Source organism: Thiothrix fructosivorans (genome assembly GCF_017349355.1).
GTDB lineage: Bacteria > Pseudomonadota > Gammaproteobacteria > Thiotrichales > Thiotrichaceae > Thiothrix > Thiothrix fructosivorans.
This window is the reverse complement of record NZ_JAFMPM010000008.1, coordinates 566,582-581,581: the sequence shown is the minus strand read 5'-3', so window position 1 is coordinate 581,581 and position 15,000 is coordinate 566,582. Positions and strand designations below refer to the sequence as shown.

18 protein-coding genes and 1 tRNA gene are annotated in these 15,000 nt (G+C 52.8%); 10 read left to right on the top strand and 9 right to left on the bottom strand.

All coding sequences use genetic code 11. The annotated features are described in order from the left end of the window. The first annotated feature begins 83 nt into the window (after positions 1-83). The 9 genes from J1836_RS17150 to corA all read left to right on the top strand — a co-directional run bounded on the left by J1836_RS17150 (position 84) and on the right by corA (position 7,667). Entirely contained in the window at positions 84-611 is a 528-nt protein-coding gene (locus tag J1836_RS17150; RefSeq protein WP_207252332.1) for a HyaD/HybD family hydrogenase maturation endopeptidase, read from the top strand. Continuing rightward, a complete protein-coding gene (locus tag J1836_RS17145; RefSeq protein ID WP_207252331.1) occupies positions 608-1,033 on the top strand; it encodes a hydrogenase expression/formation C-terminal domain-containing protein in 426 nt (141 codons plus the stop codon). Before J1836_RS17150 ends, J1836_RS17145 begins: the two co-directional genes overlap by 4 nt. Continuing rightward, positions 1,020-2,126 (top strand): hydrogenase small subunit, encoded by a 1,107-nt coding sequence (locus J1836_RS17140; RefSeq protein ID WP_242632901.1) that lies wholly within the window; start codon positions 1,020-1,022, stop codon positions 2,124-2,126. The genes J1836_RS17145 and J1836_RS17140 overlap by 14 nt, the downstream gene beginning before the upstream one ends. Then, positions 2,123-2,782, top strand: coding sequence for a hypothetical protein (locus tag J1836_RS17135; RefSeq protein WP_202718177.1), 660 nt, complete (start codon positions 2,123-2,125; stop codon positions 2,780-2,782). The genes J1836_RS17140 and J1836_RS17135 overlap by 4 nt, the downstream gene beginning before the upstream one ends. After that, positions 2,779-4,056: a (Fe-S)-binding protein gene (locus J1836_RS17130; RefSeq protein WP_207252329.1), complete on the top strand. Its 1,278-nt coding sequence runs from the start codon at positions 2,779-2,781 to the stop codon at positions 4,054-4,056. Before J1836_RS17135 ends, J1836_RS17130 begins: the two co-directional genes overlap by 4 nt. Further along, positions 4,053-4,493, top strand: coding sequence for a hypothetical protein (locus J1836_RS17125; RefSeq protein ID WP_207252328.1), 441 nt, complete (start codon positions 4,053-4,055; stop codon positions 4,491-4,493). Before J1836_RS17130 ends, J1836_RS17125 begins: the two co-directional genes overlap by 4 nt. Positions 4,494-4,503: 10 nt before the next feature. Continuing rightward, positions 4,504-6,225, top strand: a complete 1,722-nt coding sequence (locus J1836_RS17120; RefSeq protein WP_207252327.1) for a nickel-dependent hydrogenase large subunit — start codon at positions 4,504-4,506, stop codon at positions 6,223-6,225. Positions 6,226-6,353: 128 nt separating this feature from the next. Continuing rightward, positions 6,354-6,429: transfer RNA gene (locus J1836_RS17115), tRNA-Thr, on the top strand. Positions 6,430-6,617: 188 nt separating this feature from the next. Then, on the top strand, positions 6,618-7,667 hold the full coding sequence (corA, locus tag J1836_RS17110; protein ID WP_207252326.1) for a magnesium/cobalt transporter CorA: 1,050 nt from the start codon (positions 6,618-6,620) through the stop codon (positions 7,665-7,667). A 1-nt stretch (position 7,668) separates the two neighbouring features. Here the strand turns inward: corA and J1836_RS17105 are convergent, their stop codons facing one another. From J1836_RS17105 to aroC, 7 genes are all read right to left on the bottom strand, one after another. Beyond that, entirely contained in the window at positions 7,669-8,085 is a 417-nt protein-coding gene (locus J1836_RS17105; protein WP_207252325.1) for a lysozyme inhibitor LprI family protein, read from the bottom strand. 22 nt (positions 8,086-8,107) lie between these two features. Next, positions 8,108-8,458, bottom strand: a complete 351-nt coding sequence (locus J1836_RS17100) for a hypothetical protein (RefSeq protein ID WP_207252324.1) — start codon at positions 8,456-8,458, stop codon at positions 8,108-8,110. 102 nt (positions 8,459-8,560) lie between these two features. After that, positions 8,561-9,205 (bottom strand): SPOR domain-containing protein, encoded by a 645-nt coding sequence (locus J1836_RS17095; protein WP_207252323.1) that lies wholly within the window; start codon positions 9,203-9,205, stop codon positions 8,561-8,563. Then, positions 9,190-9,948 carry a type III pantothenate kinase gene (locus tag J1836_RS17090; RefSeq protein WP_207252322.1) on the bottom strand — a complete coding sequence of 253 codons (759 nt, stop codon included), beginning with the start codon at positions 9,946-9,948 and terminating at the stop codon, positions 9,190-9,192. Before J1836_RS17090 ends, J1836_RS17095 begins: the two co-directional genes overlap by 16 nt. Beyond that, a complete protein-coding gene (locus tag J1836_RS17085) occupies positions 9,948-10,733 on the bottom strand; it encodes a biotin--[acetyl-CoA-carboxylase] ligase (protein WP_207252321.1) in 786 nt (261 codons plus the stop codon). The genes J1836_RS17090 and J1836_RS17085 overlap by 1 nt, the downstream gene beginning before the upstream one ends. After that, complete coding sequence (locus J1836_RS17080; RefSeq protein WP_207252320.1) at positions 10,717-11,898, bottom strand: MFS transporter; 1,182 nt, start codon at positions 11,896-11,898, stop codon at positions 10,717-10,719. The genes J1836_RS17085 and J1836_RS17080 overlap by 17 nt, the downstream gene beginning before the upstream one ends. After that, entirely contained in the window at positions 11,895-12,992 is a 1,098-nt protein-coding gene (aroC, locus tag J1836_RS17075) for a chorismate synthase (protein WP_207252319.1), read from the bottom strand. The genes J1836_RS17080 and aroC overlap by 4 nt, the downstream gene beginning before the upstream one ends. 343 nt (positions 12,993-13,335) lie before the next feature. Between aroC and J1836_RS17070 the strand changes: the two genes are divergently transcribed. Further along, positions 13,336-13,944 (top strand): metal-dependent hydrolase, encoded by a 609-nt coding sequence (locus tag J1836_RS17070; RefSeq protein WP_207252318.1) that lies wholly within the window; start codon positions 13,336-13,338, stop codon positions 13,942-13,944. A 35-nt stretch (positions 13,945-13,979) separates the two neighbouring features. Here J1836_RS17070 and trxA read toward each other — a convergent pair whose 3' ends face one another. Further along, positions 13,980-14,348, bottom strand: a complete 369-nt coding sequence (trxA, locus tag J1836_RS17065) for a thioredoxin (protein ID WP_207252317.1) — start codon at positions 14,346-14,348, stop codon at positions 13,980-13,982. 36 nt (positions 14,349-14,384) lie between these two features. Continuing rightward, a complete protein-coding gene (locus J1836_RS17060) occupies positions 14,385-14,999 on the bottom strand; it encodes a UbiX family flavin prenyltransferase (RefSeq protein ID WP_207252316.1) in 615 nt (204 codons plus the stop codon). Position 15,000 lies beyond the last annotated feature (1 nt).

Sequence of the window (15,000 nt, the reverse complement as noted above, 5' to 3'; positions counted from 1 at the left end):
TTGATACGGATTTGTGTTGACCAATGTCAAGCACCCACTAACGAAAGTGTCCACAATGTCCGCAGTGGCAATTAAATTTATAAGTGGATCGCGTTATGTTGGTGTTAGGCATTGGCAATATCCTGTTACAGGACGAAGGGATTGGTATTCATCTTCTCAACTTCATGGAGAGGTGTTTTCCGACTTTCCCTGATGTCACCTATCTGGATGGTGGCACACTTAGCTTTACCCTCGCCAGTGAGATTGAAGAGCACGATCATCTCTTAGTGCTGGATGCCGTCGAATTACAAGCCGAACCTGGTACAGTGTGCTATTACCAAGGGGAAGCGATGGATCATTTCCTCGGTACAGCCAAGCGCAGCGCCCACGAAGTCGGTTTATTGGACTTGATGGACATTGCGCGTTTGACTGGGCATTTACCCACGCACCGTGCGTTGATCGGCATCCAATACCAAACGTTCGGCTGGGGCGAGCAGCCGACACGCGCCGTCAAACACAATATCCCGCTGGCGGGTCGGTTAGCTGCCAATGTCTTGCTGCAATGGGAGTTCGAAGCATACCCGCCGTGTCATCCGCTGCGTCAAGTACCTAAATTGGAGATAGCTGCATGAGCTTAAACGATATTCCTGTTCGTCCTGCAACCGTTGTTACGGGCAATTTACGCCCCGTGCTGCACGAAATCCGCCACGCTCTCAGCGAGTTAATGGCGCACGGCACACACGGCATGATTGATCTGCACAGCTTACCTTTTTCTTCACAGGAATATGCTGCTCTGGATGAATTTCTGGGTGAAGGCGAAATCGACCTTACTCTCAATGTGCTGGGCAAAACCCGTTTGCGCGAAAGCGGTTACGCGGGTGTCTGGCGCATTGAACACTTTGACGACAACGACAAACGTATCGGTTATTTCATCGAAATTGGTCATGTGCCGGAAATCTTGCGTTCCCAATGCGACGACATTAAGGAAGGCTTGGCGGCAATGACCACAATTCTGGCGATGGAGGAAGACAATAATGAGGATGCAAACACCTAGTCCTTATGAGCAAACCCTAGGCGAACACCTGCGCTCGCAGGGCATTTCGCGGCGGAGTTTCCTGAAATTTTGTGGCCTGCTGGCTTCCAGCATGGCGCTTGCCCCTAGCATGATCCCGAAAATCGCCGAGGCGTTGGAACAAGCCAAACGTCCCTCGGTGATCTGGCTGTCCTTTCAGGAATGCACGGGCTGCACCGAATCCTTAACCCGCTCGCACAGCCCCAGTCTCGAAGGGCTGATCTTTGACGCGATTTCGCTGGATTACCATCACACCTTGCAAGCTGCTTCGGGCGACGCTGCCGAACACGCGCGTGAAGAGGCGATGAAAGAGCATTACGGCAAATACGTGCTGGTGGTGGATGGCTCTATCCCACTCGATAACCCCGGCTACTCCACCATTGCAGGCATCAGCAATCTGGATATGCTCAAAGAAGCCGCTGCCGGTGCTGCTGCCATTATTGCGGTCGGCACATGCGCTGCCTACGGTGGTTTGCCAAAAGCTGATCCGAATCCGACAGGGGCGGTGTCCGTATCCGACATTATCAAAGACAAACCGATTATCAACGTTCCCGGTTGTCCGCCGATTCCGGTGGTGATTACCGGCGTGATTGCCCATTTCCTAACCTTCGGGCTGCCCGAATTGGATAGCTTGGGTCGTCCGAAGGCTTTTTACGGGCAAAGCATCCACGACCGTTGCTACCGCCGTCCGTTTTACGAGCGCGGCTTGTTTGCCGAAACCTTTGATGACGAAGGTGCAAAAGCGGGCTGGTGTTTGTATAAACTCGGCTGCAAAGGCCCTGTGACCTACAACGCTTGCGCCACTACTAAATGGAATGATGGGACTAGCTTCCCGATTGAATCCGGGCATGGTTGTATCGGCTGTTCCGAACCCAACTTCTGGGATTTCGGTGGCTTTTATAAGGCGCTGTCCATTCCTACAGGTGCATCGGGCAAGAACGCGGTGTATGCCGCCGCAGCGGGTATTGCTGCCGGGGTTGCCATCGGTGCGATGAACAAAAAATCCAAGGCGGAGGCGGCAAGTTCACACCAAACTGTCACCGTCGAGGAATTGAATCAGGAGTCAGGATCATGAACGAAGTTGATTTCCTGCTATGGGTCAAAGGCTCGGCCTTCAACATTGCCCTATTTATCTTTGTGGCGGGGCTAGTGCTGCGCCTGTTTGAAATCCTGTCGTTGGGCAGGAAAGTGAATTACGCCGTGCCGAAAGGCGACCCGATGCAAGGCGGGTTGCGTGAAATTTTCCGCCGCTTCGGGACGGACAAAGCAACCTTCCAGCGTTCGATGATTACCATTGTGGCTGGGTATGTGTTTCACATCGGGCTGTTCGTGGTGATCTTTTTGCTGGCAGCGCATGTGGAAGTGTTTAAAAGCGTACTTGGCTTCGGCTGGCCTAACTTGTCTACGCCCGTGGTGGATGCGTTTGCGGTTGTCACCATGATTGCGTTGGTGGTGGTGTTGATTCATCGCTTGCAACATCCGGTGAAACGCTTCCTCTCCAGCCCTGGCGATTACGTGGCGTGGGCGGTGACGTTTGTGCCGTTACTGACGGGCTATATGGCCTACCACCATTTGTTGCTGTCGCCGCAGATGATGCTGGGGCTGCATATCTTGAGTGTGGAAGTTCTGCTGATCGTGTTTCCGTTCACCAAGCTGATGCACACGTTCACGGTGTTCCTGTCGCGTTGGTATAACGGGGCTTCGATGGGCTTGCGGGGGGTGAAATCATGAGTACGTTAACACTCGAACGCGGCATCAATGCCTTCAAAGCGCAAATTGATGCACCAATGGCAAGTTTCTTCAGCTCCTGCGTATCGTGCGGGATGTGTGCGGAAGCCTGCTTGTTTTACACCGAAAACCCCGATCCGCGTCACACGCCGATTTACAAACTCGAACCGTTGCGGCGCGTGTGGGAGCAAGAATACACCCTGATCGGCAAGCTCAAAGCCAAGCTGGGGTTGAGCAAACCCGTCACCGATGCGGAACTCGCCGAATGGCAGGAGCTGGTTTACAACAACTGTTCGCTGTGCGGGCGTTGCACCTTGATTTGTCCGGTCGGCAACGACATTACCTACATGATTCGCCGGATGCGCGAAGGCATGGTAGCTTCGGGTCACGCGCCGGAAGGCTTGATCGGCGCATCCACCCGTGCGGTAAACATTGGTAGCCCGATGGGGGTCAAACTCCCAGCCTTACAAGCCCAAGTCCGCCATCTGGAAAAATCCAGCGGTCTAGAAGTGCCCTTCGACAAGGAAGGCGCGGAATACTTGCTGATGTTGTCGTCGATGGAGATCATGAACTACCCTGAATACTTGGGGGCAGTCGCCAAAATCCTCACCAATGCAGGCAAAACCTGGACGCTGAGCAGTGAATGCTTTGAAGCCACCAATTCCGGCATCCAAATCGGTTCATCCGACATTGCGCGGGAACTGGTGAGCCGCGTCGTGGCTGCTGCCGAAAAGCTCAAAGTCAAAACCGTGATCAGCCCCGAATGCGGGCACGCTTACACCGCATTGCGTTGGGAAGGGCCGAATCTGATTGGTCGCCCTTACACCTTTGCTGCCAAACACATCGTCGAAGTGCTGGACGAATTGCGGGCAGAAGGCTTGCTGCAAACCGAAGGCTTCGAGGAATCTAAACTCACCTTCCACGACCCATGCCAATTGGTGCGCCGTGGCGGTGTGGTCGAGCAGCCGCGCAACTTGCTGAATATGGTGGCGAAAAACTTCGTGGAAATGGCGGATCACGGCACGCTTAACTGGTGTTGCGGCGCAGGCGGTGGCGTGAGTGCCAACGAAGATGCCGAAGAAGTGAAACTGAAAGCCTTTCAACGCAAGAAAAAACAATTGGACGAATTGCATGTGGATACGCTGGTAACGGCGTGCGCTAACTGCCGCATCCAGTTGGAAGAAGGCATGGAGGTTAACCAAATGGACATCCCGGTGTTGGGCTTGACCGAAATGATTGCTGAACATTTGGTCGAACGTAAGGGAGGTGCAGCATGATCACCCAAGATACCGATTTCAAACAGGCACTCGATAAGTTGGGATTGGCGCAACAACGCCGTGTTGGTGCAGCTTTCGTGCGCAATGTGTTGGCACTCAACCCCGCCGTCACCAAAGCGGTAGACGCTGCTGCCAACGAAGACACTACTGCCGACGAATTCGCTGTAGCTTTCAAGCAAGCCAAAGCCGCTGCGCTCGATAGCCATACCCGCTGCGGTTCGGACAGCGATTGGCAAGCGCAAGCAGGTTATTTCGTTGCCCGTGCTGCCACTGCCTTGGTTGCCCCCGACAAGCAGGCCAAAGCACCCGCGTGGGAAGCCGCAGTCAATGCGCGGATGGCGCGTACTTGTGGGCACATTGATGCCTCCGACGAATCCATGCACGAGGAAAGCGAAGCACAGTATCGCCTCCTTGAGCAATTCCTGAACGACATTTGAGGATACTAAAATGACTGAACGTGTCGTTGTAGACCCTATCACCCGCATCGAAGGTCACTTACGCATTGAAGCGCAAATGAACGGTAACACCATCGAACAGGCGTATTCCGCCGGGACAATGGTGCGCGGTATCGAAATCATCCTGCGCGGACGCGACCCGCGTGACGCTTGGGCGTATGCGCAACGCATTTGCGGCGTGTGTACGCTGGTGCATGGCATTGCTTCGGTGCGCTCGGTGGAAGATGCGCTGAATTACAGCATTCCGCCCAATGCGCAACTGATCCGCAACCTGATGATTGCGGCGCAATACGTGCACGACCACGTAATGCACTTCTACCATTTGCACGCGCTCGATTGGGTGGATGTGGTATCCGCGCTCAAGGCCGACCCCAAAGCGACTTCTGAGTTGGCGCAAAAGATTTCCCCAAGCTGGCCGAATTCTTCCGCTGGTTATTTTGCCGACCAGCAAGCCAAGCTGAAAAAGTTCGTCGAAGCGGGGCAGTTGGGCATTTTCGCCAAGGCGTATTGGGGACATCCCGCCTACAAATTGCCACCTGAAGCCAATTTGATGGCGGTGTCGCATTACCTCGAAGCCCTTGCATGGCAACGCGATGTGGTGAAATTGCACACTATTTTCGGTGGTAAAAACCCGCACCCGAATTTCCTCGTCGGCGGTGTGCCTTGCCCGATTGACCTGAATTCCGATTCCGCCCTCAATATGAAACGCCTGTCGCAAGTGCAGGACATCATCAAGAAAATGCAGGTGTTCGTCGATCAGGTTTACGTGCCGGATACGCTGGCGATTGCCAGTTTTTACAAGGATTGGTTCAAGCAGGGTGAAGGCTTGGGCAATTTCATGACCTACGGCGATTTCCCGGAAAAAGGCATGGATGACCCTGCGTCGTTCCTGATTCCTTCCGGCGTGATTCTTAACCGCGATTTATCGAAAATACATCCGGTGGATTTGAATGCGGAAGACCAGATTCAGGAGTTCATCGCGCACTCTTGGTACGACTACAGCGAGGGCAAGGACAAAGGTTTGCATCCTTACGCGGGCGAAACGGAGCTGAATTACACTGGACCCAAACCACCGTATAAGCAACTGGAAGTCGATCAGTCGTATTCGTGGATGAAATCGCCGCGCTGGAAAGGGCAGGCGGTGGAAGTGGGACCATTGGCGCGGGTGTTGATGTTGTATGCCACTGGGCACGAACAGACTAAATCGCTGGTCGATTACACCCTGAAGTATCTGGATGTGCCGGTGGACGCGCTATATTCCACCTTGGGGCGCACGGCTGCCCGCACGCTGGAAACCAAGATCATCGCCGACAAGATGCAAACGTGGTTCGATCATCTGATTGCCAATATTAAGGCGGGCGACACCAAAACCTTCAACGAGACTTTGTGGGAGCCGTCAAGCTGGCCTTCCAAAGCGCAAGGCGTGGGCTACATGGAAGCCCCGCGTGGTGCGCTGGCGCATTGGATTGTGATTAAGGATCAGAAGATTGCCAACTATCAGGCTGTCGTTCCGAGTACTTGGAATGCGGGGCCGCGTGACGTGCAGAATCAGGCGGGGGCGTATGAAGCGTCGTTGCAAGGCCATGTGTTGCACGACCCGAAACAGCCGGTGGAGATTTTGCGCACTATCCACAGTTTCGACCCGTGCATTGCGTGTGCGGTGCATGTGACTGACCCGGATGGGGAGGAGTTGATTAAGGTGGAGGTGCAGTAGTGTTAAACAAAATGGCAAGTTTCTACCGTTTATCTGCTCTAACAGACCACTTAATAGGTATCATCACAAAAAGCTAAAAAAATTGTTGCGCGACCTTTCAAGGTTCTATAAAATGCGCAGCTTCTAAGGCCGGCGTAGCTCAGTTGGTAGAGCAACTGACTTGTAATCAGTAGGTCCCGCGTTCGATTCGTGGTGCCGGCACCAGACAAATGAAAGGGTTACAGTGTTTTCGCTGTAGCCCTTTTTTGTTTCTATCACTTTTTTCCGTTTCGGAGTCCACTAGGGAGTCCAGTGATTGACTGACTAGGATTGCCCACCCCTTAAACACCTGACAGAAACCCTATCAAGGTATGTATGTGTGACAGCTTAAGTCATTACACACTCGGAATCACATGGAAACTTTCGGCAAACGCTATCACCCGCCCGGCACGCCACCCGGCACACTCTCCCGTCACGGCACAGGCGGTGTTACCCGTATTCGTTTGTTTGAATACGACGACAAGCAATTCACCGAAACCCCTGCCCCAACACCGGCACAATGCCAAAAGGCTGCCCACAACACGCAAGCGGATTGGTTGGATGTGACGGGTGTGCATGATCCCACCGCTATCAACGCTTTGGGGGAAACTTTCGGGCTGCATCCGCTCGCCCTTGAAGACATCCTCAATAGCGGGCAACGCCCTAAAGTCGATTTCCACGGGCAATATACGTTCCTGATCCTCAACCTGCCGCACTTAGTCGACGATGAAATCACGTTAGAACAAGTTAGCCTGTTTGTCGGCGATGGACATTTACTCAGCTTTTGCAGCGGTGATGGCACAGCCTTTGAGCCAATCCGCGCCCGCTTGCGGCAAGGGTTTGGACGCATCCGCACCCGTGGCGTGAATTACCTGCTGTATACGCTCATGGACGTGGTGATTGACTGCGCTTTCCCCGTCTTGGAAGAGCTAGGTGAACGCATTGAAACACTGGAAGAACAAGTGTTGGAAAACCCCGATCAAGCCATGCTCAACACCTTACACCAACTCAAGCGTGACCTATTGCTGCTACGCCGCGCCTTGTGGCCGCAACGCGAAGTCATCAGCCGCCTGATTCAACACGATGGCGAACTGGTCAATGCAGAAATGCGCCCCTATTTCGGCGACTGTTACGACCACGCAGTGCAAGTCATTGACTTGATTGAAACCTACCGCGAAATGCTCAGTGGCATGTTGGATATTTACCTATCCAGCGTCAGCAATCGCATGAACGACATTATGCGCGTCCTCACCATTGTTGGCACAATCTTCATCCCGCTCACTTTTATCGTGGGCGTGTACGGGATGAACTTCGAGCACATGCCCGAACTAAAATGGCACAATGGCTACTTCGGCGTGTGGGGCATTATGATTGCGCTGGCAGTGGCAATGCTCGCCGCCTTCAAATGGCGGAAGTGGCTGTAGCTTACTTCGCGCCTTCTACCAGCAAATCCACGTAAGACTGCAACGCCAGCGCCCGTGTTTTGACCACATCGGCGCGTTTCTCTGCCATCACCGCAATCCACATCGTGCCATCCAATTGAGTGTGCAGCGCATTGATCAGCTCGAATTCCTTATCGCGTTGCACTATCCACGCCTTTTGTGCCTGTTTAAGCGCATCCTGCCCCGCCGGTTTGAGCTTGCTTTGCAAGACTTTGTAGACGCGGTTGAGTTCTGTATCCCAGTCTTTTTCCGCACGGCTGAAGCATTCCAACATGCCCGCCGTGGATTCGTTGCTATTCAGGCAACTTTCCGTGGTCAAGTCGATGGTATTTCCCGTCTCTTTAGCCTGCACCGGCAGCACCAACAACAAGGCAAGGGCAAACAAGGTGATGTGACGCATAACGAATCCTCCCAAACAGCAGCTATTGATACAACGCGAGTTTAGCGTAAGCATAGACACAACCCAACAACGCCGCCAAGGGAATACCTGCCGCCCCCAAGACTAACCACAACACCAAGCGCCCAAACTTCGATTTCTGAAACCAATAGCGCGTTAAGGTATAAATCCCGATCAGTAATAATTCAATCAGCGCCGTCCCCATAATCAGCACCAGTACCAAATCCACCGTTTCGTTGTAGCCGCTCAACACCAGCGAACCCACCAACGTAAACCCGTAACTGATGAAATAACCTGGAATCAACAACGACAACCAGCCAATCCAAAACAACACCTGTTGCCACGTTTTATAAGCGGATGTTTCGACATTCACCATACAGCACCCCAACGACATAAAAACACGATTTGAGGTATTTATATAGATTATGAATAGCGAAATTGCTGGGTAATGATCACCTGCACGGTCAAATTTTTCTGATTATCGGCAAGCACGCGGAATGCGCTGCACTTCAGAGGTAGGGTCTGCGGCTGTACTCCACTCCCGTACTGGCGTATTACTACCGAACGGTTCGTCGTAATCGACCCAAAAAACTTCACGCGGTGCTTGCTGTTCGGTGTACTGCGCATCATAGCCTAAATAGCGAATGTATTCCGCATGGCGTTTCGCTTTGGTCAAGTTATTGAAAAATCCCAACGAAATGGCATTTTGGTAAGGACCATCGTGAATAATTTGCACGTCTTGTACATCATTTTTCGCGATGTCTTGCACAATCTTTTCGGCTTGCACGGCATCTTCAGACGGGGGGATATAGACGAAAAAATTCAGCGTTTCCATGCTGCGCATGTGGCGAATCTCGACCGACAACCCAAAACCGCGCACTTTGTTTGCCACCAATTGCGCCGCTTTTTCACTGTTATACGGGCCAATGGTATAACAACTGCTTTGTGTACCCGCCGTGCTACTGCGATACACCACCTCATCCACATCTTGACGCAATTCCAACGCTGGAATCGACGGTTCGACGAGAACGGGACGAATATCCTGCGGATTCGGGGCTAATACGGCGTTCCAAGTGAAAGCGGTAATATTTAAAAACAGCAAGGCAATCAGCAACTGGTGCATAAGGTTTGCTCGGTAATATACGCCAAACCATGCATCAGCAAATCCGGCTGCACACAATAATCCCCCGGCAACCATGCGTTTAAGTATTCCGCATCTCCCCCCGTCAACACCCGCACCACAGGGCTGGACATATTCTGCTGCATTCGCGTGCAAATGCCCTCAATCGCGCCGACCAACCCAAACAAGCACCCACCCCCAATGGCGTTACTGGTGCTATCCGCGAAAATAGTGGGTTGTTCCAGCGAAAAACTCAGCTTGCCTTGGGCGCGGGCAATTAACGCATCCGCCGACAAGCGCAAACCGGGCAAAATCAACCCGCCCAAATGTTGCCCCTGACGTTCCACCGCATCCACGGTAATCGCCGTGCCACAGTCGATCACAATGCTTGCCTGCCCATTGGCTAAACGGTGCGCGGCCACTAGCCCGACAAAGCGATCCGCCCCCAATGCCATCGGGTTTTGGTAGCCATTGGTAATGCCGTAAGCCTGCGCCACCGAACGCACACTGTGTAAATGCACGCCGCGTTGCTCACAAGCCGCTTGCACACTTTCGGCAAACAAGTGCGTGAGTACATGCACCAAGGTAATATGCCCGACATTGGGATAAGCATCTAATAGATCAAGGAAAGCTGCTAAAGCAGGGCGGTCGCCATAGGCAGCAGCCTGCTGGATAGAAGGTCTACCCGCAGCATCCAGCTCCGACCATTTCAGGCGTGAGTTGCCTGCATCTACCAGCAAAACCATTACATTCGTACCGATACATCCGCTGACGATAGATTTTTTATGAATCCATCACGTAAAATTATTCGTAATTGTCCCTGATTATTGACACCGGATGCAAGCCCTTGCAAGGTTTCCGTTCCCATCAAGGCTTGTACCTGCTGCCCCGCCAGCACATCCCAGTGCTGCCAGTCATGCTGGAATTGTGCCATATCCAATTGCGGAAAGGCGTGCAACCGTTTAACCAAACGCTGTAACAATGCCGCTGCCAGCGTATTGCGTACCAGTGTCTCACCCGTGATATGTTGCAAACTCGTCCAGGGCTGGTCAATATCCGCTCCAGCTTCCGGCAACATATTGACGTTTAAACCAATACCAATCACCACTTGTTCCAACGAACCGACCGCTTCCAACAAAATACCGCCGAGCTTCTTACCAGCATAGTACACATCGTTGGGCCATTTCAGACCATGCCCGTGAATCGCGCAATCTTCGAGCGCTTCCGCCACCGCCAAGCCCGCCACTAGGCTCAAGAGTGGCAAATGCGGCGGCACAGCAGCAAAACACCAACGCACCGACAAATACAGATTCACCCCCGCAGGCGATTGCCATTGCCGCCCACGTCGCCCACGTCCAGCGGTTTGCTGTTCCGCAAAACACGCCTCACCGCATTGCCCAGCCTGCAATGCCCAACGATTCGTCGAGTCGAGTGTGGAAAAAACGTGAATATCACGCAAGGTGTGTAACGTCGCCGCATCCAAGTGCGCACGAATGTCCGCTACCTGTAACGCATCATGCACGGGCAACATGCGCATCCTCCCGCACATACAATAATGCCAGCACCCAACTTAACCCTGCCAGCAAAGCCGCCGCGTAAAACGTATCGGTTGCTCCCCAATATTGCCACGCATAACCACTCAGCAAACTGCCCATTGCACCACCCAAACCGTAACTCAAACCTGAATACAATGCTTGCCCCCTACCCTGTAATTTCCCCGGAAACTGATGATGTACCAGATGAATCGCTGCCGCATGAAACAAACCGTAAGTCGCCGCATGAAATAACTGCGACAGCATCAACACAGCCACATTATCGACCCACGTTCCCAAGATCAGCCAGCGTACCCCCGTCAGAAACAGCGCCAAGATAAACAGCCGTACCGCACCAAAATGCCCCATTAAACGGTGCATGACCCAAAATAAGCCCACTTCAGCCAGCACACCCAACGCCCACATCCACCCCGTGAAGTTACGCGAATAACTGTGATCTTCCAGATAAATACTGAAAAACGTGTAGTAAGCACCGTGACTCGCCTGTTGTAACGCACACGCCAACAACAATACCCACACCGTCGGCTGACGTAACACTTCCCGCAACCGCCCCACCTGTTCAGTATGAATAGCGTGTGGCTTATCTTCGACAAACCAAGTCGTCAACCAAATCCCCACAAACAGCAATAAGATGACATCCACCACCAACGCCACACCATAGCGTTCCAATACCGTAGGCAGGCTTGCCACCATCACAATAAAACCGATTGAACCCCATAACCGAATCCGGCTGTAGCGCCCAATATCGCTGCCCAAATGGTTCAAGGTTAACGCCTCGAATTGTGGCAGGGAGGCATTCCAGAAAAACCCAAAACTTGCCATGACCACCACCATCCAGCCAAAACTGTGTTGCCAATACACTCCCGCAAAACACACTGCCGTCAGCAAGCTAGCACCACGAATAATGCGCAACCGTTCACCCGTATGATCGGCTAACCAACCCCAGATGAAAGGCGCAATAATCTTTGTCCCCATGAACACTGCCATGAGTTCACCGATTTGTGCAGGTGAAAATCCAGCCACTTTTTTCAGGTAGACTGTCCAATAGGGTACAAATACGCCCAACGCCGTAAAGTAGACGAAGTAGAAAATCGAAAGCCGCCCATAAGGCGGCTTTGAGCTGGGGGGTGAAGGGTTGTTCACGCTGAAGCTGGAATATCCGGCAAGCTAGTGGTGACGTCCGCATTTTGCGCCCGATGCCGCAAGGCATGATCCATCAGCGTAATCGCCAGCATTGCCTCGCAAATCGGTGTAGCGCGAATCCCCACGCACGGATCATGCCGCCCTTTGGTGATCACTTCCACCGCTTCACCATCCAGATTCACGGTACGCCCCGGCAAACGCATACTGGAAGTCGGCTTGAACGCGGTATGCACAATGATTTCCTGCCCCGACGAAATACCACCTAGAATCCCGCCAGCATGATTGCTAAGGAAGCCCTGCATGGTGATTTCATCACGGTGCTCCGTGCCTTTTTGTGCCACGCAATCGAAACCTGCCCCGACTTCCACGCCCTTCGCCGCATTGATCGACATCATCGCGTGCGCAATATCCGCATCCAGTCGATCAAAAATCGGCTCGCCCCAACCGGGAGGTACGTTGGAGGCGACCGTGGTGATTTTCGCACCGACGGAATTGCCTTCCTTACGCAATGCATCCATGTAATCTTCCATCGGCTGCACTTTGCTGGCATCGGGGCAGAAGAACGGGTTATTGGCAATTTCGTTCCAATCCAAGGTTTCTGCAACGATTGGCCCCAATTGCGACAAATAGCCGCGAATCAGCACACCGTAACGTTCCAGCAACCATTTCTTGGCAATCGCCCCGGCAGCCACGCGCATCGCAGTTTCCCGTGCAGAGGAACGCCCACCCCCACGGTAATCGCGGAAGCCGTATTTTTTGTAATACGTGTAATCGGCGTGACCGGGGCGGAAGCGATCCATAATGTCGCCGTAATCCTTAGAACGCTGATCCGTATTCTGGATGAGCAGCGCAATCGTTGTACCCGTGGTTTTACCCTCGAATACGCCCGATAGGATTTGCACCGCATCGGCTTCGCGCCGCTGGGTGGTGTGACGACTTTGCCCCGGCTTGCGCCGATCAAGGTCAATTTGAATATCGGCTTCCGTGAGGGCGAGTCCAGGCGGGCAGCCATCCACGATGCAACCGATTGCGGGTCCATGACTCTCACCGAAGGAGGTCACGGTAAACAGTTTTCCAAAGGTATTTCCTGACATGCGGGTGATTGTAGCAGCTATTTAAAGCCCCTTGCAGTCCTTTTCATGCTGCTTATTTATCTCCCATTCAGCTTGCTTGTTATAAGATTGCTCACACACATCATAAAAATTACAGTGTCAAACCGACGCAAAAGCCCGAATGGGGGAGCACATGTCCCCCTCTTTTTAACCTGGCTTCACGCAATCACATCAAGAATCAATCGCTAGGAGAGGAGAGTGCGCCTGTTCCCCGCAAGCAGCACATTTAAATATAAAGGGGATAAAGATGGCCGGAACTTATCCGGCCGAATCTTTCTAAGCATAGAGACATAAGCACAATACGATTAACAGGGGCAAACATATCATGGCAGAGTACCATACGTACCATCTGGCAGCAGTGGCGGCAGGGGTCGGTGCAGCCGCCGTCACCTCCATTATCGCACCCAACTTGGGTTTGGAAGTCATCGGTATTACCGCACTGAGCGGCTATGTCGGCGGCTTGCTACCCGATATTGACGATACCAACTCCAGTAGTTTCCATGTCGTGCAACGACTAAGCCGCTTAGCAGCCGTGCTAGTACCTGCTATTCAGTTTTTCTACCGACCTACCGATTTGTTGCTGGCTATCCCGATTGCCTTATTCATGGTATCGCGCTTTTGGGAGGTCTTGAGTCAAATCGTCAAACGGGGGGGGCATACGCACTCGGTGATTGCAGCGGTTTGCTTATCACTGGGAGTGGCTTGGGTAGGGTATTTAACCGTCGGTAGTGCCGCTGCTCTACCAGCATTTCTAGCGTCAAGCGTCAGCTATTTGCTGCATTTACTGCTGGATGATTTGGATAATGTACGGTTTGTGGAAACCAAGACAGGGATGCGTCCGGCATTATTGCCTGTCGGTAGAGGACGCGCCATTGAGCTTTACAGCATTCTCGCGATTGGCTTTGTGAGCTTTTTCGCGCTGTGGGGCATTTGAAAAAGAGGGCGTGATGCATCACGCCCTCACCTAAATTAGGCTTGCTGTTCTTGTGCAGCAATGTCAGCACGTACTTTGTCCATATCCAGCTCACGTACCTTGGCAATCACTTGTTCTAATTGCGGTTCGCTCAACATACCCGCTTCTGCATACAGGATGACCTGCTCACGGAAAATCATCAGCGTCGGGATGGAACGGATTTGGAAATTCGCCGCCAACTCCTGCTCTTCTTCGGTGTTCACTTTTGCAAACACGATGTCCGTGTGGTTGTCAGACACTTTCTCGAAAATCGGCGCAAAGGAACGGCAAGGGCCACACCATGGAGCCCAAAAGTCGATGATCACGATGTCATTGGTCGTGATGGTGTCTTCAAAACTCTGTACGGTCATTTCTTCGGCTGCCATGGCATACTCCTCAATAAAATTACATCAAAAATACAGTCATTCCACCTGTAGTGCATCGCCCCAACGGGGTAGCAGTCTATGCGGAATATTCAAATGATCCAGTACCCGCGCCACCATGAAATCAACCAATTCCTGCACGGATGTCGGGCGTTGATAAAAGCCCGGATTGGCGGGCATGATAATAACCCCCATCCGTGCCAGTTTCAGCATGTTTTCCAAATGAATCTCGGAAAACGGGGTTTCACGCACCACCAAAATCAGTTTTTTGCGCTCTTTCAAGCAGACATCGGCAGCACGTTCGATCAAGTTGCGGCTACTGCCACAGGCAATCGCGGAGAGCGTTCCGGTGGTGCAAGGGCAAACCACGGTCGCATCCGCCACCCCGCTGCCGCTAGCAATCGGTGCTGCCCATTGTTCGCGCTCAAAAACCTGCAATTGCCCCGGCTGTGCGCTGTAGAGGTCGCTGAAATACGCTTGGATTTCGCTGGCACGCCCCGGCAAACGGTGCTCCGTTTCCATATTAACCACGACTTGCGCAGGGCGTGACATCAGCAAATACACGCGATGCCCGTTTTGCAGCAAAAACTCCAGCAAACGCAAGCCGTATTGCGCACCGGATGCGCCCGTCATGATCAAAGTAATGGTTTTCAAG